Annotated in this window: 17 protein-coding genes; 7 read left to right on the plus strand and 10 right to left on the minus strand. The window is 72.4% G+C overall.

The features are described 5' to 3' along the window. Nucleotides 1–13: 13 nt before the first annotated feature. Entirely contained in the window at nucleotides 14–694 is a 681-nt protein-coding gene (locus tag LP52_RS07855; RefSeq protein ID WP_040272043.1) for a sirohydrochlorin chelatase, read from the minus strand. Nucleotides 695–1,679: 985 nt separating this feature from the next. Between LP52_RS07855 and LP52_RS07860 the strand changes: the two genes are divergently transcribed. From LP52_RS07860 to LP52_RS07870, 3 genes are all read left to right on the plus strand, one after another. Beyond that, the gene (locus LP52_RS07860; protein WP_040272045.1) at nucleotides 1,680–2,486 is read left to right on the plus strand and encodes a nucleotidyltransferase domain-containing protein; all 807 of its coding nucleotides are present in this window, start codon (nucleotides 1,680–1,682) and stop codon (nucleotides 2,484–2,486) included. A gap of 84 nt (nucleotides 2,487–2,570) precedes the next feature. Next, nucleotides 2,571–3,125 (plus strand): peptide deformylase, encoded by a 555-nt coding sequence (def, locus tag LP52_RS07865; RefSeq protein ID WP_040272047.1) that lies wholly within the window; start codon nucleotides 2,571–2,573, stop codon nucleotides 3,123–3,125. 232 nt (nucleotides 3,126–3,357) lie between these two features. Continuing rightward, a complete protein-coding gene (locus tag LP52_RS07870) occupies nucleotides 3,358–4,353 on the plus strand; it encodes a coiled-coil domain-containing protein (RefSeq protein WP_040272048.1) in 996 nt (331 codons plus the stop codon). 75 nt (nucleotides 4,354–4,428) lie between these two features. Here LP52_RS07870 and LP52_RS07875 read toward each other — a convergent pair whose 3' ends face one another. The 3 genes from LP52_RS07875 to LP52_RS07885 form a co-directional block, all read right to left on the minus strand. Then, a complete protein-coding gene (locus tag LP52_RS07875) occupies nucleotides 4,429–5,694 on the minus strand; it encodes an MFS transporter (RefSeq protein WP_238580784.1) in 1,266 nt (421 codons plus the stop codon). 83 nt (nucleotides 5,695–5,777) lie between these two features. Continuing rightward, nucleotides 5,778–6,593: an alpha/beta hydrolase gene (locus LP52_RS07880; RefSeq protein WP_052809585.1), complete on the minus strand. Its 816-nt coding sequence runs from the start codon at nucleotides 6,591–6,593 to the stop codon at nucleotides 5,778–5,780. 89 nt (nucleotides 6,594–6,682) lie between these two features. Continuing rightward, nucleotides 6,683–7,447 carry a CPBP family glutamic-type intramembrane protease gene (locus LP52_RS07885; RefSeq protein WP_238580785.1) on the minus strand — a complete coding sequence of 255 codons (765 nt, stop codon included), beginning with the start codon at nucleotides 7,445–7,447 and terminating at the stop codon, nucleotides 6,683–6,685. Nucleotides 7,448–7,782: 335 nt separating this feature from the next. Here LP52_RS07885 and LP52_RS07890 point away from each other — a divergent pair, with 335 nt between their 5' ends. After that, the gene (locus LP52_RS07890) at nucleotides 7,783–9,945 is read left to right on the plus strand and encodes an elongation factor G-like protein EF-G2 (protein ID WP_040272054.1); all 2,163 of its coding nucleotides are present in this window, start codon (nucleotides 7,783–7,785) and stop codon (nucleotides 9,943–9,945) included. 125 nt (nucleotides 9,946–10,070) lie between these two features. On the opposite strand, the gene LP52_RS07895 is transcribed toward LP52_RS07890, so the two are convergent. The 3 genes from LP52_RS07895 to LP52_RS28730 form a co-directional block, all read right to left on the minus strand. Then, nucleotides 10,071–11,009 carry a threonine ammonia-lyase gene (locus LP52_RS07895; protein WP_040272056.1) on the minus strand — a complete coding sequence of 313 codons (939 nt, stop codon included), beginning with the start codon at nucleotides 11,007–11,009 and terminating at the stop codon, nucleotides 10,071–10,073. Nucleotides 11,010–11,120: 111 nt separating this feature from the next. Further along, the gene (locus LP52_RS07900; protein WP_084723018.1) at nucleotides 11,121–11,921 is read right to left on the minus strand and encodes a M48 family metallopeptidase; all 801 of its coding nucleotides are present in this window, start codon (nucleotides 11,919–11,921) and stop codon (nucleotides 11,121–11,123) included. Between the two features lie 101 nt (nucleotides 11,922–12,022). Continuing rightward, complete coding sequence (locus LP52_RS28730; protein WP_084723007.1) at nucleotides 12,023–14,290, minus strand: amidohydrolase; 2,268 nt, start codon at nucleotides 14,288–14,290, stop codon at nucleotides 12,023–12,025. A gap of 494 nt (nucleotides 14,291–14,784) precedes the next feature. On the opposite strand from LP52_RS28730, the gene LP52_RS07910 reads away from it, so the two are divergent. After that, the gene (locus LP52_RS07910) at nucleotides 14,785–15,891 is read left to right on the plus strand and encodes an acyltransferase family protein (protein WP_238580786.1); all 1,107 of its coding nucleotides are present in this window, start codon (nucleotides 14,785–14,787) and stop codon (nucleotides 15,889–15,891) included. Between the two features lie 78 nt (nucleotides 15,892–15,969). Here LP52_RS07910 and LP52_RS07915 read toward each other — a convergent pair whose 3' ends face one another. Beyond that, nucleotides 15,970–16,977 (minus strand): CDP-alcohol phosphatidyltransferase family protein, encoded by a 1,008-nt coding sequence (locus LP52_RS07915; protein WP_040272057.1) that lies wholly within the window; start codon nucleotides 16,975–16,977, stop codon nucleotides 15,970–15,972. After that, complete coding sequence (locus tag LP52_RS27195) at nucleotides 16,974–17,141, minus strand: hypothetical protein (protein ID WP_157036259.1); 168 nt, start codon at nucleotides 17,139–17,141, stop codon at nucleotides 16,974–16,976. The genes LP52_RS07915 and LP52_RS27195 overlap by 4 nt, the downstream gene beginning before the upstream one ends. A gap of 90 nt (nucleotides 17,142–17,231) precedes the next feature. On the opposite strand from LP52_RS27195, the gene LP52_RS07920 reads away from it, so the two are divergent. Beyond that, the gene (locus LP52_RS07920) at nucleotides 17,232–18,671 is read left to right on the plus strand and encodes a GuaB1 family IMP dehydrogenase-related protein (RefSeq protein WP_040272059.1); all 1,440 of its coding nucleotides are present in this window, start codon (nucleotides 17,232–17,234) and stop codon (nucleotides 18,669–18,671) included. A 406-nt stretch (nucleotides 18,672–19,077) separates the two neighbouring features. Continuing rightward, nucleotides 19,078–19,476, plus strand: coding sequence for a DUF3592 domain-containing protein (locus LP52_RS07925; RefSeq protein ID WP_040272061.1), 399 nt, complete (start codon nucleotides 19,078–19,080; stop codon nucleotides 19,474–19,476). Nucleotides 19,477–19,633: 157 nt separating this feature from the next. Here LP52_RS07925 and LP52_RS07930 read toward each other — a convergent pair whose 3' ends face one another. After that, the gene (locus LP52_RS07930) at nucleotides 19,634–20,776 is read right to left on the minus strand and encodes a VanZ family protein (protein WP_052809587.1); all 1,143 of its coding nucleotides are present in this window, start codon (nucleotides 20,774–20,776) and stop codon (nucleotides 19,634–19,636) included. Nucleotides 20,777–21,067: the final 291 nt, after the last annotated feature.

Here is a 21,067-nt window from a genome sequence, read left to right on the forward strand (position 1 = left end):
GCGGGCGGTGGGCTCACGCAGCAAGGCGCGCCTTGGCGGCACGGTGCTGGGCGAGCAGGCTGTCGACGACGATCTCCGAGGGCCACAGCGGGGCGGTGACCGAGGCCGCGCCCATCTCGTGCAGCCGGTCGTAGTCGCGCCCCTCGACCAGCCGCCAGGCGGCGACGGCGACGTTGTCGCGCCCGTTGCGCCGGAGCCGTTCGACGGCGTCGCCGACCGAAGGAGCCCACGAGTTCAGATAGCCCACCTGCACCGGCGATCCGAGGCGGCGGCTGAGCATCCGGGCGACGTCGGCGACGACCTGGCGCTCGTCCTGTCCGGTGCTGCCGTCCGCCGCGAGTACCACCCCGTCGCGGGAGTCCCATCCGGTGTCCACGAGTCGGCCCGCGAGGTCGCCCACGATCGAGGGGACGGCCCCCAGCGGCGGGGTGGGGCAGGCGTCGAAGCGGCCGTCGAGGTCGATACCGGAGAACGTGCGGGAACTGGCGAGGTCGCCGCCGGCGACGAAGGCGGGAACGACCACCATCGGGCCCTCGACCGAGTCGACGGCCCGGTGGACCTCGCTGCCGGAGCCGAACGCGGGAACGACAGGGGCCTCGCCCCGCTGGGCGACGGCATCGGCCAAGCCGTGCAGAGCCTCCTGTCGGCCGGCGTCCCGGGAATCGTCCGCGACGAGCACCATGGTCGGCACCATATCCATCTCCTTGAAATCGCCGAGAACGCCGATCCTGGCCACGAGCCTAGGAAGCGGCGGTTTCGCCCGAATGACCGCGTGTTACGCAGGCGAAAACTGAGTACGGGAACGCGGATGAACTGTTGAATAGGGGGTGGAGTTCGAGAACAGGGCTCCTTGCATCGACGATTCGCCGCGGGCGGGGCGCTCCGCGGTCGACCCTCGTATACGCTCGCACAACAGGAGATGTTAACCGTTCGTGAACCGCTTTTCCATAGACGGCGCAGTCGCGCGGGTCACTTTCAGGAGGCGCACCGAGGCGACTGGATCGGTGTGGAATTGCCGCAGCCCGCTGACCACGGAGCCCGCACTTCTCTGCAGAAGTCGGGCGAGGGGAATTGCAGGTGGCACGGCAAAGCCGACTTGGCGGCATACCGTACACCCATTGACCGCGCGGACACCTTTTCGCGTTGATGCAAATGCAAATGCAAACAATCAGCCACCTGGCCGGGAATCCGGGCGGATTCCCGGTCGCACCGCCGATGGGAGCGAGTGGCGGCCGCACGGACGCGGAAAGGCGGAGGAGGCGCCCCCGTCGGGCGGCGACCGAGGAGAATGTGCCGGGCGCAGGGCGCGGACGCCTTCCGAGGCGGAGCGGCGGCCCGCGGGCGAGGACGCGGCCGCGGGTGATTAGCACGGATCGCCCGGGTATACAAGGGAGGTAGCACCACCGTGCGCCCTAGCCCGCGCACCACCGTGGTCAGGGAGGCTGGGTGCGGATCCGGTGGGATGACTTGCCAGGAGCCCACGGGCCTCTCAGACTATGGAATCAGGGACGCGACCTGGTCATATGCTTCGGTCGGACCATGCGCGGCCCCGCAGGGCGGCCGCAGGGCGGCGGCCGGATCCGGTCAGCGGCGACCGTCCGGCACGCGGGCCCCGCAACCGCTCACGTGTGACCGACGGCGACGCCTCTGATCGAGTACGACCACGACTGGAGACCACAATGGCGATCCACCCGCGCGTGCAGACCCTGGCCCAGGTCTTTCTGCGCAACGTGGACAGCGAGGCGCCGGGGCTGGTCCAAGGCCTGTACCTGACCGGCTCGGTGGCGCTCGGCGACTTCCGGCCGCACGCCAGCGACGTCGACTTCGTCGTCGTCACCGCGCGCCGCGCCACCGACGCCGACACCGAAGCGCTGCGCCGCTCCCATGCGCGCACCCGCGCCGAGATCTCCCGGCCCGAATTCAACGGCATCCACGTCACCTGGGAGGACCTCACCGGCGACCCCGCCGACTGCGGCCCCGTGGCCTCGGTGCTGGGCGGCCGGTTCAAGCCGCGCGCCGCCACCGACGTCAATCCCGTGACCTGGCACGTGCTCTCCGAGCGCGGCGTCACCATGCGCGGTCCGCTGCCCGTCGAGTTGGACGTGTGGGACAACCCGGCCAGCCTGCGCGCCTGGTCCTTCGGCAATCTCGACGAGCAGTGGCGGCGCTGGCGGGCCAAGGCCGGGCGCCTCGTCAGCCCGCGCGGCCTGGCGGCGCTGGGGTCGCTGGCCCCGTCGTGGAGCGTCCTCAGCGTCAGCCGGCTGCACTTCACCCTGCGCACCGGCGAGATCACCTCCAAGTCGGCGGCGGGCATGTACTCCCTGCACGCCTTCCCGGAATGCTGGCAGCGCATCGTCAACGAATGCCTGCGCGTGCGGCGCGACACCCGGCTTCCGTCGCTGTACCAGAGCGCGCTGGACCGCCGGCGGGCGGCACTGGACTACATCGAGATGGTCCTGGACGACGCCCTGCCGCATCCGGTCTGAGTCTGAGCCCGCAGGGCGCCCGCGGAGCGGCCGCCCTGCGGGTGAGGCGCGCCGGGGCCTCCGCGTCCGGATAACCTGGAGGCCATGAGCAAGCGCCCCATCGTCCTGTTCGGCGATCCCGTTCTCGTGACCCCCACCTCCCCCGTGACCTCCTTCGGCCGGCAGACCGAGGCGCTGGTCCGCGATCTGCTCGACACCGTCGACGAGCCCGGACACGCCGGTGTCGCCGCCACCCAGATCGGGTCGGGGCTGCGGGCGTTCAGCTACAACGTCGACGAGCGGATCGGCTACGTCATCAACCCCGAGATCGCCGAGTTGTCCGAGGAGGTCCAGGAGGACGAGGAAGGCTGCCTGTCGATCCCCGATCTCGCGTTCCCCACCCGCCGGGCGGCACGCGCCGTGGTCACCGGTGTCGACCTGCGCAACGAGCCGGTCACCGTCGAGGGCGAGGGCCTGATGGCGCGCTGCCTGCAGCATGAGACCGATCACCTCGACGGCAAGCTCTACATCGACCGCTTGGACCGCGATACGCGCCGGGAGGCCATGCGCGCCGTGCGGCGCTCGGAGTGGTTCCTGGGCTCGGAACCGGCGCCGCAACCGGCTGCGTCGAAGCTGCCCAGCGGTCTGGGCGGAATCTGACGAACCCGCGGCAGCGCCCCCGGCGGCACTGAGCGCGCCGCCGCGCGAGGGCGGTCCTACCGGCGTGGAGTAAAGGCAGGGTAGGCTCAGCGGCACCCGCTAGTCAGTTGACGACACGATCTCGTATCGTCTGCGTGGCATCGCGCGGACCCCCACCTCCACCCCCACCGCGCGCACCATGCGCCCCGTGTGCCCCATCCGGCCGGTCCGCGACCGACATCAGGTGACTTCTATGCACAAATCATCCCTTCCTCGAAAACGCCGGGCGCTTCTGCTGCCCGGCCTCGCCGCCGCGGCCATCGCGCTGCTCCCGGCGACCTCGTCGTATGCCGACCCCCAGGACGACGAGCCCAGCCTCGACGAACTCAACGAGCGCGCCGACGCCCTCGAGGAGGAGTACGACACCGAGCTGGTGCAGTACGAAGACGCCCAGGAGAACGCCGAGAAGGCGCAGAAGCGGCTCGACAACGTCGAGGACGAGCTCGAGAAGTACCGCAAGAACGTCGCCGACCTGGCGGCGGCCCAGTACATGGGCAGTGGGGTCGACCCCGCCGTCGAGGTGGTGATGAGCAGCGACCCCCAGGACATGCTCGACAACGCGGCGATGGCCGGCCAGGTCTCGGCCAACAACGCCGAGCGGGTCGCCGATCTCGCCGAGATGCGGCAGAAGCGCGAGGACGCCGTCGAGGACGCCGACGCCAAGCTCGAGGACGCCGAGGAGCTCGTCGAGGACCTGGAGTCCCAGCGCGAAAACGTCCTGGACAAGATCGAGAAGTACGAGGAAGAGCAGGTCCCCGAGGCTCCCGAGGAGTCCTCCGGCGGCGGCGGTTCGGGCGACGGCAGCATCCCCTCAAGCGCCATGGGTCCCGGCTGGGACGGCGCGACGCCGCGCATGGCCGCGATCCGCGACGAGATCGTCCGCGAGTTCGGCGCGCCCTACCCGGTGGGCTGCCTGCGTCCCGGCGACTCCGGTGAGCACGGCTCCGGCCGCGCCTGCGACTTCATGATGAGCGCGGGCGGCGCTTCGCCTTCGGCGGGCGACCGGCAGCTCGGCCAGCAGATCGCCGACTACGCCCAAGCCAACGCCGACCGGCTGGGCGTCATGTACATCATCTGGGAGCAGCGCATCTGGCACTCCGCCAACCCCGGCGCCGGCTGGGAGATGATGAACGACCGCGGCAGCATCACGGCCAACCACTACGATCACGTGCACATCTCGTCGTACTAGCAGGCGGCGGGCCCCGGGCGGCTCCCGGGGTCCGCCTCCCCGCCGGGATTGGGTCCCCCCCGGCGGTCGGGGCGGTCAGCGCAGGCGGCGGGCCAGGGTGACGGCGGCCGGGAGGCAGGCGGCCAAGGCCGCCCCCATTGCGGCGAAGGCCACGCCGTAGCCGGCGGCCTGGATGGCGACACCGAGGATCAGGGAGCCCAGCCCCGTGCCGGCGTCGTAGCCGATGTTCCACACCGCGCTGGCCGTGCCGTAGGAGCGGGCGCCGGCACGGCGGAACATGATGACGATCGTGTCGTTCTGCACAGCGCCGAACCCCGCGCCGAACAGGCCGGCGCCGACGACGGCGGCCACCGCCCCCAGGGTGCCGGGACCGGACCAGCCCTCGCCGGCGGGCCACAGCGCCGCGGCGGTGAAGGCCATGCCGGCGACCGCGGCGACGCTTCCGTACACCAGCAGCACCGGGCGCCGATGGCGGTCGGTGAGGCTGCCCGCCGCCCAGCGGCCGCACACCGACATGACGCCGAAGGCCAGCAGTGCGGTGAAGACCACGGTGGAGGCCTCGGACAGCGGGATCGACAGGAACGTGACGATGGCGCTGGAGGCGATGGCCGGTGCCAGCATGGCCAGCAGCGGAACACCCAGCGCCGCGTGGAGCCGCAGTCCGGTGGGCGCGTCCGCCGCCTCGGCGTCGCCGGAGCGGCCCCCCGCCTGCGCCGTGTCGCCGACCGTGCCGTTTCCGGCCAGGAGCCAGATGCCCACCGCCGCCGCGGCACCCAGCACCGGGCCGGCTGCGGCGATCCAGAAGACCGTCGCGAAGCCGAGGTTGAGCGCCGCCCACACCCCGGTCGACAGGAAGAACACGTTGGGCAGGCCGACCGCCAGGCCGTAGTAGCCGGTGGCGCGGCCCAGCTGCTCGGACGGCACCAGTCGTGCCGCCAGCGCCGATCCGGCCACGGTGGCCATGCCGAATCCGATACCGCGCACGGCCGAGACGGCCAGCAGCGGCGCGATGTCGGTCGTCGCCAGCAGCAGCGGCGCCGGCACACCGAGCAGCAGCGCGCCCACCGGGAAGGTCCAGCGGTAACCGCCGTGGTTCAACAGCCAGGGCATGGCGAGCTGAGTCAGGACCGTGGTGAGCATGAAGACCGAGGTGGTGGCCCCGGCGCCCACTTCGCCCGCGCCGCCGCGCGAGGCCCACAGCGGGACGATCGGCAGCAGCAGTACGAAGCCGGCGAACGTCAGTGCGGTCGCCACGATGAGCAGCCGGAACGCCCACCCGTTCAGGCCCAGGTGCGACCGCCGCGCAGCCGTATTCATCCGGACATCCGAGGAATTCTCCATCACTTCTTTTTACCGCAGCCGATACGGCGCGTCGGTCCGCTCTGAGGCTTCGCCCCCGCTCCCGCACGGCCGAGCCGCGGCCCTCAGGAGCCGCTACCCGCGCTCCGGCCTCCTTTCCCTCCCCCGGTCATGCTGCGGTCGATCCACTGCGCCACGCGTTCGGCCCGCTCGGGGGTCATCGCGCGCTCAGCGTGGCCCATGCCCGGTTCGATCCACAGGTCCTTGGGGTCGGGCGCTGCGGCGTGGAGGCTCTCGGCGTGCTCGACGGGGAAGTAGGTGTCGGCGTCGCCGTGCACCACCAGCAGCGGCGCCGCGAGGTCGGAGGCCATCTCGGTGGGGTCGGGCGGGATCGGGTCCCACTGGCTGTCGATGACGCGCACGTTGCGGGCCACACGAAGGAACCACCGGCCGATAGCCCGTTCGACGCCCCAGTGCAGGAGCTGCATCCTCCGGGTGCCGCGGTAGTACCACCTACCGGGTCCGCTGACGGCGGCCACCGCGTCCACGCCGCCGAATCCCGCCGCGTGGCGCACGACAACGGCCGCGCCCATGGAGAACCCGACAGAGGCGATGCGCGTATAACCCAGTCCGCGCAGGTGCGCGCAGACGGCCTCCAGGTCGTGCACCTCCAGGTTGCCGACGGTGCACCTGCCGCCGGATTCCCGGTGGCCGCGGAAGTCGAAGGCCATCACGTCGCCGACCGGAAGCATGCGCTCGGCGATCATCCTCGTGCCGGGGCTGCGCCAGGTTCCGGTGAAGCCGTTGGCGAGCACCACGGCGGTGGTGCGCTCCGCGGCGCCCCGGATCAGGGCGGAGTCGAGTTCGATCCCGTCGGAGGTGGTGAGTCGCCGCCGTTCCGGTGCGGACAGCGGGTCGAAGCGGTCGAGTGCGCCAGTCACCCGACCATCCTGCCCGACGGCCCCGCACCGCGGCAGGGCGGCCTGCGCGAACACGCCGGGGGGTGCGAGCACCACCCGGTCCGTTTCGCCTACAGAGCGCGGGCGCGGTGGCGGCGGCCGCTTCCGCTCAGCAGCAGGGAGCGCAGCTCCAGTACGACGTGCGCGGCGATGGGAATCAGCAGACTGCCGGTGCCCAGATAGACCACCATGAACAGCGCACCGAGCAGTCCCGGCCCGACGAGCCCCCACCACCCCTGGTAGAGGTGGGCCAGCGCGAACAGCAGGCACGCTGCAGCGGCCGCCGCCCACACCGGCAGGCCCAGCGCCACCCCGAACGCCACGAGCAGCCCCCGGTAGAGCAGCTCCTCGCTCACCCCTGCCGTCACCGCGAGCGCGGCGGCGGTCGACCGCTCGCGGGAGCCGCGCGGCGCGAGCACGGTCAGCGCCTGCCCGGGGTCGGCGATCGGCGGCAGCGGCATGTTCCCCGCCGGCGCACCGGCACTCGCCCGCTCGCGGGTCATCAGCCGGAGGATGATCAGCGCCACGGCGAACCCGACCACGGCCGCCAGCAGCGGGAGCCAGGCCACGGGGGCGCGCAGGCCCAGGTGGGCGGGCTCGACGCCGGGAGCAAGCAGAACGATGAGGGCGATCACCACCGCCCAGCCCAGGTGGACGCCGATCGCCAGCCGGTAGAAGCGCAGGAGGGCGCCGGGGTCGCTCTCACGGGTGCGCCGCAGACGCGCGAAGGCGCGCCATCCCAGCAGTGGCTCACCCGCGGCGGCATATGCGACCAGCAGAAACGCCAGGGCGCCGGCGACGAGGCCGAACTGGGGAACGCTCTCGGTCCAAAGCACGGGCACACACTAGGAGATCTCAGCGTCGTTTCCACACATTCCGGACGAGCTCGGGGATCGGCCCTCGTTCCCTCCGACCGCTCGCCGCCCGCACCCGCAGGCGATCGCGCATCCCGACCGCGTTCGCGCGCCGGAACCGACCCCGGCGCACGCCGGAAACGCCTCTTGTGATATCGGCCGCAACGGGTGACGGTAGATGGTGTTCCGTGTCACACATCGGCGCGGATTCGGCGTCCCATCCGCGCGGCCGCCCTCACGGGCACCGGCACCCGAGGCCGGCCGCGTCCCGGGTCGGCGGGCACCGCGGCCCGGACGAGGAAGGAAGGTGGCAGAGCATGGCGGACAAATCCGGTCCAGCGACCACCGGCAGAGCTCCCAGGGCCGACCACCCGGCGCAGATACGCAACGTCGTGCTGGTCGGCCCGTCCGGAGCCGGAAAGACCACCCTGATCGAGGCCCTGCTGCACGCCTCCGGCGCCACATCGCGCATGGGCCGTGTCGAAGAGGGCACCACCGTCAGCGACTACGACGACGTCGAGGTGCGCCAGAAGCGGTCGGTCAACCTGTCCGTGGCACCCGTCGTCTCCGCCGGAGTCAAGGTCAACCTCCTGGACACCCCGGGCTACGCCGACTTCGTCGGCGACCTGCGCGCCGGGCTGCGCGCCGCCGACGCCGCGCTGTTCGTGGTCTCGGCGGTCGACGGCATCGACGGGCGCACCCGCCTGCTGTGGGAGGAGTGCGCCTCCATCGGCATCCCGCGCGCCGTCGCGGTCTCCAAGATCGACCACCACCGCGCCGACGTCGACGGCGTCGTCGAGCAGTGCCGCGCGGCCTTCGGCGAGAACGTGCTGCCCGCCTACGTGCCCGAGTTCGCCGGGGACGGCGAGAAGCGCACGGTACAAGGCCTGATGGGGCTCATCTCCGGCCGCTACCACGACTACTCCGACGGCACCCGTACCGAGGCCGAGCCGCCCCGGGACCTGGCCGAGCTGGCCGAGCCGATGCGCGACGCGCTGATCGAGGGGGTGATCCAGGAGAGCGAGGACGAGACCCTCATGGACCGCTACATGGAGGGCGAGGAACTCGACCCCGCCATGCTGATCACCGACCTGGAGGCCGCCGTCGCCAGGGCGGGTTTCTACCCGGTGCTCGCCGTCTCCGCGCTTCGCGGCGTCGGCGTCGCGGAACTCCTGGAGGAGCTGCCCCGCGCGACGCCCGCGCCCACCGAGCGCCCGGTGCCCGAGGTCACCGCCGCCGCGGGCGGCGGCACCGTCCCGGGGCTCTCGTGCGACCCCGACGGCGCGCTGCTGGCCGAGGTGGTCAAGACGATCAGCGACCCCTATGTGGGACGCGTCAGCCTGGTGCGGGTGTTCAGCGGCACGCTGCGCCCGGACACCGTGGTGCACGTGTGCGGGCAGGGTCTGGCCGAACGCGGGCACGAGGACCACGACGTCGACGAGCGCATCGGCGCGCTGCTGGCTCCCTCGGGCAAGCACAGCGAGCCCGTGGGCGAGATCGTGGCCGGCGACGTGTGCGCCGTCGCCAAGCTCACCCGCGCCGAGACCGGCGACACGCTCTCGGCCAAGGAACGCCCGCTGCGCATGCCGCCGTGGACGTTCCCGGACCCGTTGCTGCCGGTGGCGCTGCGCGCGGCCTCCAAGTCCGACGAGGACAAGCTCGCCCAAGCGATAAGCCGCCTGGCCTCCGAAGACGTCACGCTGCGCGTGGAGGTCAACCCCGAGACCCACCAGCTTGTGCTCTGGTGCATGGGCGAGGCCCACCTCGACCTGGCGCTGGACCGGCTCTCCTCGCGCTACGGGGTGGCGGTGGAGACCGGCGAGCTGCGGGTTCCGCTGCGCGAGACGTTCGCCGAGCCGGCCGAGGGCATGGGACGCAACGTCAAGCAGAGCGGCGGCCACGGCGAATACGGCGTCTGCCACATCCAGGTGGAACCGCTGCCCTCGGGAGCGGGTCTGGAGTTCGTCGACAAGATCGTGGGCGGCGTGGTGCCGCGCCAGTTCATCCCGTCGGTGGAGAAGGGCATCCGCTCGCAGATGGAAAGCGGGGTGCAGTCGGGATACCCGCTGGTCGACATCCGCGTCACGCTCTACGACGGCAAGGCGCATTCGGTGGACTCGTCCGACATGGCGTTCCAGAAGGCCGGGAGGCTCGCGCTGAAGAACGCCGCGGAGAAGTGCCGGCTGTCGATGCTGGAGCCGCTCGACGAGGTGGCGGTGCTGGTCGCCGACGAGTACATGGGTGCGGTGATGAGCGACCTGTCGGCGCGGCGCGGCCGGGTGATCGGCACCGAGCCGATGGCCGACGGACGCACGATGGTCCGCGCCGAGGTGCCGCAGCTGGAGATCATCCGCTACGCGGTCGACCTGCGGTCGCTGTCGCACGGGACCGGCACGTTCACCCGGTCCTACCTGCGCCACGAGCCGCTGCCCGCCCAGCTGGCCGAAAAGTACACACAGGAGATGGCGGGCTCGGCCTGAGCGGTGGCGCCGTCCGCCGACGCGGGCGGTCCGGGCCGACCGGAGAGAGGGCCGGTCCGGACCGCCCGCCGTGGCCGTACATCCGGTGCGGGTCGGCCGCGACCTCGCATGGACGCACCGGCCGACTACAGCGACTTCGCGAACTCGGGCGGGAAGTTGCTGCCGGTCAGCACGGTCCCGACGCGGGCGGCGGCCAGGTCCAGGGAGGCGATCGCCGCGATGCCCGCTGCCGCCGACGGCTCGACGACCAGGCCCAACGTGTCGCGCAGCAATCGCAGCGCGACGTAGAGGTCGCCCTCGTCGACGAGCACCACGTCGTCGACCACGGCGCCCATCCACTCGACGGCCTCGGGGACCGGCACCCGAACGGCCAGCCCGTCGGCGGCCGTCTCCACGTGCTCGGTGGAGACGGCCATGCCCGAGCGCCAGCTGTGCGCCATCGCGGGCGCGCCCGCCGCGCACACTCCGATCACCTTCGTGTGCGGCGAACGCTCCTTGAGCCAGCGGCCCACTCCCGAGATCAGGGCGCCGTTGCCCACGGGAAGCACGACGGCGTCCAGCTCCATCGGAGCCATCTCGACGCCGATGGTGCCCGCGCCCTCGGCGATCTGGGGCTGGCGGCCGTCCTCGACGTAGACGCAGTCCCCGCGGCCGTGCGCGTAGTCCGCGGCCGCCTGCTTGGCGGTGTCGAAGTCGGCGCCGCCGACCTCCACCCGCGCGCCCATCTCGCGCATGCGGGCGATCTTGAGGGGGTTGGCCGTCTCGGCCGCGAAGACGTGCACGGGCAGCCCGCGGCCGCGCGCGGCATAGGCGATTCCCTGCCCGAAGTTGCCCGCAGACGCGCACACGACCGCGCGCCGCTCGGCGGTGTCGTGCAGCAGGAAGTCGCTGCCGCGCCCTTTGAACGACCGGACCGGGTTGAGCGTCTCGATCTTGACCAGAGTCTGGCGTCCCAGCGCACGGGATAAGGAGTCGTCGAAGATCTGAGGCGTATCCCGGAAGACGGGGTCGATCACCCGGGACGCCGCTTCTATCCGCTCAAGGCGGAGGCTGTCGATCGGCATGTTGGCATGGTAAAGGCGCCGGGTTCCGGCCAGGCGGGCGGAGCTCCGGGCGAAGCGCCGTGTTCACGGGCCCGGGCGGGGCCCCTGCCCCCGATCCGGCCGGCGCGCCCCTCACAGCAGCCGGCCGGGCTGGGACCGGTCGATGAGCGCGTGGAACCGCCAGGTGTTGACGGGGTGGCTCGACAGCAGGTTCACCAGCATCACGAACAGCCCCTGGTCGGTGTGGGCCCGCGCAGCGATCGCGCCGAAGTCGACGTCGCGGTAGAGGTACTTGCCGGCGGCGAGCACGCGCAGGCCCTCTTTTCCTTCGGGGCAGAACTCCAAGGCGTGGTTGTCGGCGGTGTACTCCTGGGCCCGGCTCAGCGTGGCGCCGATTCCGGGGATGATGTCGGCGATCGAGATTCCGAACTGCCGCCAGTAGGACACGTGCCCGGCGGCGATGTGGCCGATCTCGTGGCCGATGACGAACCGCAGTGCCTCGGGGTCGGCCAGGCGGCCCCCGACCTCGAACAGGTCGCTGTGTATCGCGACGAAGCGGCGGGAGCCGTGCCCGGATGCGAAGGCGTTGATGTGGCCGTGGCCCGGCACGACGTAGGCGTCGGGCACCTGCGGCAGCTCGAACGCCCGCGCCGCATCGACGACCATCCGATGCGCCTCGGGAAACTGGGCCTCGGAGATCCGCACCCCGTTGACCCGCTGGCGCGCGTACAGCTGCCCGCGTACGAAGAACACAAGCAGGGGGATGGCCAGCACGAACAGCGGCTGCCCGGAGGACTCGCCGTCCAAAGCACGATTGAGCGCCCCCGTGACCGCGAGCGCGGTGACCGCCAGGCACACCAGCAGCGCGGTGTTCTCCTTCGGATGGCGCAACGCACGCGTCCGCCGGGGATCACCCCAGCGCACCAGCAGCATGCGCCGGTGCTGCGGCCACATCGTCCGCTTCTGTGGTGTCAACCCCATGCGACAACGCACCGCCCAGACGCCGACGCCCCTATGTATCCTCGCGCCTTACGTTACAGGCGGTAGGGCGGATCCTGCGGCGCATCGGGGTCCGGGTCACCGGATCGGCCGTGCGGATCGGACCGGTCCGCCTGCTGCGGATCGTAGCCCTCGCCCGGATAGCCGCCGGAAGGGTGCTCGCCGGCAGGCGGATAGCCCTCGCCCGGATAGCCGCCGGAAGGGTGCTCGCCGGCAGGCGGATAGCCCTCGCCGGGGTAGCCGCCGTTCGGATAACCGCCGGACGGAGGGGACTCCGCCGGGTAGCCCTCGCTCGGGTAATCGCCCGAGGGACGGCTCTCCGCCGGGTAGCCCTCGCTCGGGTAGCCGCCGGAGGGATAGCTCGCGGACGGATACGCCCCCGAGGCGTGGTCCTCCGAACCGTAGCCGCCCGGCGGGTAGCCCTCCGGCGGTGGGCCGCCGGAGTCGGGGCCGCCCTCGGTGGAGTAGGGCACCGATCCCGGAGGGGGCGGCGGGGCCGCGACGGGCGGACCCTGCGGCGGCGGGGCCGAGATGGGCGGGCCCTGCGGCGGCGGAGCCGACGGCGGCGGCATCGGCGCGCCCACGCGCGGCGGCTCGGGCGGGCCGTAGTCCGCCGGCGGCGGTGCGCCGTCCCCGTCGTCCAGGTGGCGGTCGATGTCGGTGTAGGCGGCGGACTCGCGCTCGTCGTGGTTCCAGCCTCCGGGCTCCCCGCCTTCGGGCGCGGCGGCGGCCGGCGCGGGCTCGCCCGGGTAGGGCGCGGTGGGCGGAACCGGTCCCGGAGGAGGCGGCGGAGCGTCGCCGACCGGCCCCGGAACGGCGGCGCCGTCGTATCCCTCGGCGACCGCCCCGGGGAATCCGCCTTCGACCGGGCCCCCGACGGCGGGTGCCGGCGGGGCCTCGGCGCGGTGGGCGGGCTCGGCGGTTCGGCCGGACCCGTCATAGGCGCTCATGGACGCCTGCCCGCCGGTGGCCGCGCCGCCGGGTGTCTCGGGCGTGCCCAGGTAGGTCAGCGCGCCCAGCGACAGCGCGGCCAGTCCGGCCCGCAGTGTGGGCTCGCGATCGGGGGCGAAGAACGCCGAGTGGGTGGCGGGCACCGCCATCATCTTCTCGTAGGGGGTCTCACCCGGCGCGGCCTCCCACACGTCGTGCGGCGTGGAGCCCAGGAACCAGTAGACGTAGGGGACCGGCTGCGGGTCGCCGGGCAGCCCGTAGTTGGAGAAGTCCTCGCTGCCGGTGATCGGCTCGGGCAACTCGACCACGCGGTCCTCGCCGAAGTAGGCGCGGTGGGCCGAGACCACCTCGGCCGTGGCGCCGGGGTCGTTGGTCGTCACCCCGGTATCGCGTGCCACGGTGATCTCGGGGTCGCGTTGCGCGCCGGAGGCGGCCGCCTCGGCGCGGACGATCCTGTCGATGGCCCGGTGCAGGCGCTCGGACACGGCCGGGTTCAGCGCGCGGGTGTCGATCTCCAGGTAGGCGTCGTCGGGGATGACGTTGGTCTTGGTGCCGGCCCGAAGCACGCCCACCGTCACCACCGCCATCTCGCTGGGACTGATCTCGCGCGCCACGATCGTCTGCAGCCGGTTGACGATGTTGGCGGCGATCAGCACGGGGTCGACGGTGCTCTCCGGGCGCGCGGCGTGCCCGCCGGAGCCGAACACCCGCACGCGCAGGTTGGTGGTGGCGGCCATGATCGTGCCGGCGCGGTGGGCCACCATGCCCGCGGGTTGGGGGCCCAGGTGCTGGGCGAGGACGATGTCGGGGCGGCCGAAGCGGGTGTAGAGGCCGTCGCGCAGCATGGCCGTGGCGCCGTCGAGGGTCTCCTCGCCGGGCTGGGCCGCGACCATGAGCGTGCCGCGCCATTCCTCACGGGCCTCGGCGAGCAGGTCGGCGGTCCCCACCAGGCACGCCGTGTGGGCGTCGTGACCGCAGGCGTGCATGATCGGCACGTCCTGGCCGTCGTCGTCGCGGCCGCGGGCGGTGCTGGCGTAGGGCAGGCCCGTCCGCTCCTGTACCGGCAGCGCGTCCATGTCGCCCCGCAGCATGACCGTGGGGCCGTCGCCGTTGCGGAGAACGCCCACGACGCCGGTGCCGCCGACGCCGGTCTCGACCTCGAAGCCCGTGCGGGTCAGCCACTCGGCGACGGCTCCCGCCGTGCGGTACTCCTGGTTGGAGAGTTCGGGATTCTTGTGCAGGTCGACGTAGAACCCCTCGACCAGGGGGAAGATCTCGTCGACGAGCCGCATCGCCGCGCCTCCGTGCTCAGCGACACGCTGGGGATCGACCGCGTGCGGCACCGCTTCCACCGCCTTCTCGTGATGATGGACTGGGAGCGATCTCCCATCCGGCCTTGCCACCGGCGTGCGACCGCAGCGCCGATTGTCCCGCCCGCCCATACGAATCTCAAACCTCGCTCGGCGGCGGGCGCCTGCCCCGAGCCTATCCGCGCCGGTGTGCAGGCCCGCGGCCGGCGATGCGTCGGCATCCGGCCCGCGCCGCGCCCGCGCGCCCTGCGCGACCGGCCAAAGGGGCCTTGAACTCCCAGAATTCTCAGCTTACGCACAGCTTACCCCCGAGGAGTGTTACCGTTCCGAGATCGAGGGAGGCCGATGCTTCCTGGGATTGTGACCCATCACATCCGGACGACCACTCCCCGGCCGGATCGTGCGCGCCGGCAGCGGACGTTACGTTCCCAGGATTCTCAGCGTATTCCCAGATTCATGCCGGTGCGCGCCGCCCCGGCCCTCGGGGCGGGTCCGGCCGCGCCGGGAGACCCGCGAAACGGTGACACGGAGACCCTGTGGCCACGACCATCGAACGCCCGCACGACGTCCGCGGAGCAGACGCGCCCGGCCGCGGACGCGACGCGCTGCTGGACAACGCCAAGTTCCTGCTCATCGCACTCGTCGTCGTCGGCCATGCCATCGAGCCGCTCACCGACAGCACTCGCCTGGCCGACGCCCTCTACTACTGGGTCTACCTGTTCCACATGCCGGCGTTCGTGCTGATCAGCGGTTACCTGTCGAAGTCCTTCGACGGGTCCGGACGGCGCATCGACAAGCTGCTCGCCACCGTCGCCGCCCCGTACCTGGTCTTCTGGGGCGTCTACGCGCTGGTGTCGCTGGCGACGGGTCGCGACCTGCCCGCCGGCCCGCTGGAGCCGCTGTGGCTGACCTGGTTTCTGGCGGCGCTGTTCGTGTGGCGGCTCTCGGTTCCGGTGTGGAACCGCATCCGCTGGCCGTTCGCGGTCTCGATCGCGGTCTCGATGCTCGGCGGCGCGGTGAGCACCGGAGACGTGCTCGACGTCTCGCGCATCGTCAGCCTGCTGCCGTTCTTCGTCGGCGGACTCGTGTTGCAGCCCCAGCACCTGGAACTGCTCAAGCAGACCTGGGTGCGGGTATGGAGCGCCGGGGTCGTGCTGGTCACCGCCGCGATGTGCTACCTCTACCTGGAACAGCTCAGCCGCGAGTGGATCTACTGGCGCGAAAGCATCGTCGACCGCGACATGGAATTCCTGCCCGTGGGCATCCCGGGCCGGCTGATGTTCATGCTGCTGGCCTTCGCGCTGACCGCGGCCGTCCTCTCGCTGACCCCGCGCCGCACCACCCACGTGACCCGGCTGGGCGCGCTGACCATGTACGTCTACCTGCTGCACGGCCTGTTCGTGCGCAGCGCCGAGGCGCTGGGCTGGTACGACTTCGCCGGCTCCGCGCTGGACGCCCACCTGGCCCTGGGCGCCACCGTGCTGGGGGCGGTGGGCGTGACCTACCTGCTGTGCACCCCGTGGGTGCGCCGCGCTACGCGCTGGGCGGTGGAGCCGCGCGTCGATCGGGTACTGAGCGATCACCGCCGCGCCGACACCGACGCCGCCCCCGCCGACCGCGTGCCGGAGCCCGCGTCGCGGTAGGCGGGGGCGTCCGCCGCCGCCCGTTCGCGGCTGGAAGACACCCGGACCGGGTGCCCCGCCGCGCTGCAAGTCCGGCGATCAGCCCTCGCGCAGCCGGGCCATCTCCGCGGCGAAGTCGCGGGTGGCCAGCCACAGCTTGTAGACGATGAGGGCCTCGAACGCCGCCAGGGCCGCGCAGGAGAGCACGATCACCGGAACGACCAGGTCGGTGCCCGGCACCAAGAGGGAGGCCAGAGCCGTCAGCGGCGCGACGACGCACACGAACATCTCGAACTCGATGCCGCTGAACAGGTGCGGGCGCACCCGGCTGCGCAGCAGGGTCGAACGCAGCCGGCCGTACCAACCGAACTTGCGGGCGAACCCCTGGTGCACGTCGATCACGCGGGCGCCGGACTCCGCCGAGCGCGCGTGCGCCTGCTCGTGGTCCAGCGCCGGGTTCTCACGCAGCACCTCCTCCACGAACACCACGGGAGCACCCGCGTCGGGGGCGGCGCCGCCGGGGTCCTGCTCGGCGTCGGGCCGGTCCTCGGTCTCGGTGTTCTCCGGGTCCTCCGCGGCCGGCTCGGCGCGTCCCTCGGCGGCGGCGCGCAGCTGGGTGCGCATGGTCTGGCGGGTCTTGCCCACCTGGGAGCCGTTGAGGTAGCGCAGCAGGTCCAGGAAGGTCACCACCGGCGCCAGCAGCAGGAACAGCGCCTCGCCGGTGAGCACCCACTGGCCGATCAGCAGGGCGAGCATGCAGCCGAAGAAGCGGATGCGGTCGAAGACGAAGTCCACCCACGAGCCGAAGACCGAGCCGTTGCCCTTGAGCCGCGCGATCTTGCCGTCCATGCAGTCCAGCACGAAGCTCAGGTGGAACAGCAGAGCGCCGGCGACGAGCCAGGGCCACGTGCCCAGGGCGAAGCACACCGCCGAACCCGCGCCCAGCACTCCCGCTCCGAAAGTGATCTGGTTGGGCGTGATGGAGGTGCGGTTCGCCGTCCACACCACGAGCCGCGCCGCCAGCGGGTCGACGAGGAAGACCGTCCACCAGGCGTCGCGGCGTTTGTACGTGCGCTCGCGGACGTCCGCGAGGGTGAAGCTCGTCATCTCAACTCCTGCAGGGCTTCCCGCCGGCGCTGCGGAACGCGCTCGGCGCGCGGCTTCTCGCGCGGTGTCATCGCGCGGCCGGGCGGGAAGGGAGAGTGGGTCAGCCGCAGAATAATGGCAGACGGGTCCTCACCCGGGCCAATCGGCACGGTGCCGGCGGTCATAATTGTCGAGTAAGGGGGGTTGCGATCGGCCCGGCCGGTTGCGGTCGGAGCCGCGCGCCGCCCCCGCAATGCCCCGACCGAGGTAGAGGCGTGCGTTTTCTCAACGACCAGGTCCCCGCCCACGATCTGACCTACAGCGACGTGTTCATGGTTCCGCGGCACTCGGCCGTGGGGTCGCGGCTGGACGTCGATCTGCGGACCCACGACCGGACGGGAACGACGATTCCCATCGTAGTCGCGAACATGACCGCGGTCGCCGGGCGCCGGATGGCCGAGACCATCGCGCGGCGCGGCGGGATCGCCGTGCTTCCCCAGGACATCCCTCTCGACGTCGTCGCCGAGGTCGTCTCGTGGGTCAAGCGCCGCGACCTGCTCTATGACACCGCCATCACGCTGAGTCCCGAAAGCACGGTCGGCGAGGCGCTGAACCTGCTGCCCAAGCGCGCCCACGACGCCGTGATCGTGGTCGACGGCGAGTGGCGGCCCGTCGGCGTGGTCACCGAGGCCGACTGCGCCGGCGTGGACCGCTTCTCCCAGGTCCACGAGGTCATGTCGCGCGACCTGCTGACCATCCCGGCCGGTACCGACCCCAAGGAGGCCTTCGGGTCGCTGCACGACTTCCGTCACCGGCTGGCGCCTGTCGTCGACGGCCAGGGCGCCCTGGTCGGCGTACTGACACGGACCGGCGCACTGCGGGCCACGCTGTACGACCCCGCGACCGACGACACGGGGCGGTTGCGCGTGGGCGCAGCGGTGGGCGTCAACGGCGACGTGGCCGCCAAGGCCGCCGGGCTGATCGAAGCCGGCGCCGACGTCCTCGTCGTCGACACCGCCCACGGCCATCAGGACAAGATGCTGGCCGCCCTGAAGAAGGTGCGCGCGCTGGATCCGGGCGTGCCGGTGGTGGCGGGCAACGTCGTCTCCGCCGAGGGCACCCGCGATCTGATCGAGGCCGGCGCCGACATCGTGAAGGTGGGCGTGGGCCCGGGCGCGATGTGCACCACCCGGATGATGACCGCTGTAGGCCGCCCGCAGTTCTCCGCGGTGCTGGAGTGCGCCGCGACGGCCCGCGAGCTGGGCGCTTCGGTGTGGGCCGACGGCGGGGTGCGCCACCCGCGCGATGTGGCGCTGGCGCTGGCCGCCGGCGCCTCCAACGTGATGATCGGCTCCTGGTTCGCCGGAACGTACGAGTCCCCCGGCGACGTGGTGCGCGACGCCCACGGGCGGATGTACAAGGAGAGCTTCGGCATGGCCTCGGCGCGCGCGGTGCGGCTGCGGACCTCCGAGGACTCCCCGTTCGAGCGGGCGCGCAAGGCGCTGTTCGAGGAGGGCATCTCCACCGCGCGGATGTACCTGGACGACGAGCGTCCCGGCGTCGAGGACCTCGTCGACGAGATCGTGGCCGGTGTGCGCAGCTCCATGACGTATGCGGGGGCGACCACGCTGGAGGAGTTCCACGAGCGGGCCGCCGTGGGAGTGCAGAGTTCGGCGGGCTACAACGAGGGCAGGCCGGTGTCCACGAGCTGGTAGCCGGCACCTGCGCGAACGCGGGTCGGGGGGCTGGAGCGCGCCCTGCCCAGCCCCCCGGTCACTGCCCGGCCCAAGCGGCATCCCCGTACGCATCCCGCTTGAACCGTGCTCCAGACAGTAGGGGCGCGGCGGGCCGGCGGTCATCGGCCCGCGGAGGTATCCGCCCATCCCCCGGAAGAGGGTGCCGGCGTCCTCCTCTGGTCGTAGCCGCCCTCGCGCATCCCTGCGTCCACGCGCGCAGCCCGGGCGCGTCAGGTGCCGCCGGCGCCGCTGAGCACCGGTATCGCCCGGCGGGCGGGTCCGATACCGTGTCGCCAGCGCCACGGGGGCGGGTCGCGGACCCGTGCACCGACGCGTGCGTTCCTCCGGCGGCGCGGGCCCCGCGGAACTGGGATTGGAACCGACAGTGGTTTACGTCTACCCCCTGCTGCCTATCGCCGCCGGAGCGGCCATGCTCTGGTTCCTCTTCCGCCATGTGCGCTTCTCGGCGTTCCTGGCCGTCTACGGCGAACGGACCGAGGGCGAGGTCGTGGGCTACCGCGAGACCAAGACCTCGGCGGCGATGATCGTCCGCTTCAGCACTGCCGAGGGCCGCGAGGTGCACGCCGCCCATGAGAACACGGGATGGACCGCCTCGCGCAGCGGCGACGTCGTCACCGTCTCCTACGACCCGGGCGACCCCGAGCGCGCCCGCATCGTGGCGGCGCCGTGGCTGAGCAGCTGGGTGCTGGTCATGGTCGGCGTGCTGGGCTTCCTGCTGGTGGTCATCGGGCTGGTACTGGGCTGGCTGGCCTGGCTGGCTTAGGCCGTCGGCCCGCGCAGCCCCGCCCGCCCGCACTCCGCACCGGGAACCTTCGCGACTTCCGCGGCCCCCTCCCCCGGCGTTCCCGAAGGGTCCCCGGGTTCGGATCCGCGCCTCGGCGCGACGCTCCCCTTCGACGGGCGTGCCGGGGCCCCGTGCCTCAGCGCTGGACGGGAACCGCGCCGGCGGGCACCGGCTGCCCGGGGTCCGGGGGCGGTGTGAAACGCACGAGGTCGTCCGGAATCCCGCCGACGGTCGCCGAGCGGGTGGACACGCGGGTGCGGGCGATCACGTCGAACAGTGCGGCTCGGTCTCTGCGCATGAGCGCGTACGAGGCGTGCAGGGCGGCGACCGCGAGCGCCCACCAGGCGGGGCCGATAATCAGCAGCGCGGTCACCGGCGCATACAGCAGCGCGTTGCGCAGTAGGGCCCGCGGGCGCGGCGCGGGGCCCGACCGCTCGGCGGACGCGAGGGCGAGATAGGAGGCGGCCTGGCCCGGGGTGGCCCGGTCGCGGCGCAGCAGCGGCACCGCAGCGCCCCACGCAAGGGTCAGCGCGATCAGGGCGGCGGCGCGCAGCCGCTCCTCGACGTCGCCGACGCCGAGGCCGGCGCCCCAGGCCGTCCGCTGGAGGAAGGGCGCGGCGACCGCAGCGGCTACGCAGGCGCCGTACCAGCACACCGCGACGTCCAGGAGCCGGGCCGAGAGCCGCCGCACGGCGCCGGGCGGCATGAGATCGACGACAGCGCCCGGCCAGGCGCGGGGCAGTCGCCGCTTGGCGGCGGACCCGAGCAGCCAGCCGAGGAGGCCGCCCGCGGCCCCCAGCAGCACGTCGTCGGCGGCGGACACCCGGTAGGAGCAAGGGTAGGCGCCCAGCAGGGCGGTGAACTGCAGCGCCTCGATCCCCGCGGCGATCAGGGCGCACAGCGCGACCGAGGCGAGCGCGCCGCGGCGGTAGCGGTAGGCCAGCAGCAGTCCTACGGGCAGCAGGACTCCCGCGGCCGCGGCGGCGTGCTGCCACGCGCCGGGGCGGCCGAGGGCGCCGAGTGTCTCCAGCGGCGGCCGCCAAGCGACCGCGCCGCCCGTACAGGCCTGGGCGGCGCCGGTCGGCAGCGGATACACCGCGAAGGCCAGCACGCCGATCCCGGCGGCCAGTACGCTCCAGGCGACCCGGCCGGGCAGGCCGGCCATGCGGCCGAAGCGCCGGTGGTGGCGGCGCAGGAATCCCATGACGCCCACGGTCGCGGCGAGCGCGACGGCGAATGCCGCGCTTGAGCCTGCGGCGTCGGCGTATACCCCTCCCATAGCTCCGCAACGCTAGCGGGGCGCCGCGCCCCGGCGCAGCCGAACGCCGGGATCGGCGCCCGGCGGAACCGGTCGTCGCCGAAGTGGCCGCGGTGGGAGGCCGGTCCCGGATCGGGTGACGGCAGAACAACCAACCAGTAAACGGACATTCGACATAAAAAGCCACAAATAACCACAGTTCAGCCTTCCGCCCCAGGGAAACAGCCGGAGGCGGATCGCCGAGCAGGGGGACGGCGCGCTATCGTGTTCGGGCAATTGCCACGTAGCGCTTGCCTGTGCGCAAAGCAGTAC

It is taken from the genome of Streptomonospora alba (assembly GCF_000826685.1).
Taxonomy (GTDB): Bacteria; Actinomycetota; Actinomycetes; order Streptosporangiales; family Streptosporangiaceae; genus Streptomonospora; species Streptomonospora alba.